The organism is Thermoflexus sp., from assembly GCF_025055495.1.
GTDB lineage: Bacteria > Chloroflexota > Anaerolineae > Thermoflexales > Thermoflexaceae > Thermoflexus.
Map to the genome: position 1 here is coordinate 1 of NZ_JANWXB010000385.1, position 1,477 is coordinate 1,477.

Consider the following 1,477-nt stretch of genomic DNA (forward strand, 5'->3'; position numbering starts at 1 on the left):
GGGAGGGGGGAGAAAACATCTTTCGGAGACCGGGGGCTGGGCTGGAGGCCAGAGGCTCTTAGCCCAGCCCCCAAAAATCTCCAAATCAAAGATAGATAAAGTGTTGAGGGACAACCTAAAGCCCACAGGGAGGAAGGAAAATCCAATGATCTACGATCTTCTCATTCGACGGGTCACTGTGGTAGATCCAGGCCCGGAAGGGGTGATGGTGCGGGCCGACCAGGATATCCTGATCCAGGGCTCCCGGATCGTGGCGGTCCAGCGCGCCGGTCAGATCGATCCAGCTTCCGCCGCTCGCGTCATTCCGGGAGATGGCATGGTCGCCATGCCTGGCCTCATCAACACGCACGCCCACGCCGCGATGGTCCTCTTCCGCGGCTCCGCCGAGGATGTGCCCATCGAGGAATGGTTCAACGATTACATCTGGGCTATGGAGACCAACCTGAACCCTGAGGATATCTACTGGGGGACCCTGCTGGCCGCAGCGGAGATGATCGAGGGCGGGATCACAACGGTGGCGGACCATTATTTCGAGATGGATCGGGTGGCCGAGGCCTTCGTCACCGCCGGGCTGCGTGCGCACCTCGCCTGGGCGATGTTCGGACAGAACCCTCATGAGGAGCTGGATCGAACGGCATCCTTCGCCGCCCGCTGGCACGGTGCCGCGGAGGATCGCATCCGGGTCTGGATGGGTCCGCACGCCCCTTACACCTGCCCCTATGAATTCCTCCAGGAGGTCGCCCGCGAGGCACAACGGCTGGGGTTGGGCGTTCATATCCACGTGTCCGAGACCGCTGAACAGGTGCAGTCCAGCCTCCAGCGCTACGGCGTCACACCCATTCGGCTTCTGGAGCGCGCGGGGTTAATGGAGAGCCGGCTCCTCTGTGCGCACGCCGCCCATGCTACTCCCGAAGACATCGCGCTCATGGCGACGCATCGGGTGGGCGTGGCCCACTGCCCCAAGACCTTCCTGAAGCTGGCGGTAGGGATCGCGCCGGTGGTCGCGATGCGGCAGGCCGGGATCCCTGTGGGCCTGGGGACCGATGGGGCGGCCAGCAATAACACCCTGGACCTTTGGGAACAGATGCGCCTAACGGCGCTGCTTCAAAAGCATGAGCGCCGGGACGCCCGGGCATTGCCGCTGCATGAAGCGTTAACCATGGCCACCTGGGACGGAGCGCGAGCGCTGGGAGTAGAGGAACACCTGGGCCGTCTGGCGCCGGGCTACCTCGCGGACCTGATTCTGGTGCGACTGGATGGCGCCCACGTCCAGCCTGTGCATCGGGTGGAAGCCGCCCTCGTATATGCCGCCCGGGCCAGCGATGTGGACACCGTGATCGTGAACGGAAAGGTGTTGATGGAAAGGCGCCAGCTGCTGACGCTGGACAAAGAAGAGATCCTGCGCCAAGTCCAGGCCCGCGCGGATCGCCTGGTTCATCGAGCCCACGGACGGCGTTTGCAAACATATCGTTAACGA

At 63.5% G+C, this 1,477-nt stretch carries 1 protein-coding gene; it reads left to right on the forward strand.

What is annotated here, in order from left to right; genetic code table 11:
* Positions 1 to 145 precede the first annotated feature (145 nt).
* Positions 146 to 1,474: an amidohydrolase gene (locus NZM16_RS12475; RefSeq protein ID WP_295480663.1), complete on the forward strand. Its 1,329-nt coding sequence runs from the start codon at positions 146 to 148 to the stop codon at positions 1,472 to 1,474.
* Positions 1,475 to 1,477 lie beyond the last annotated feature (3 nt).

What these genes read in the sequence shown, in the direction of transcription:
- NZM16_RS12475 (WP_295480663.1), top strand. Translation starts at nt 146, where the DNA reads ATGATCTACGATCTTCTCATTCGACGGGTCACTGTGGTAGATCCAGGC.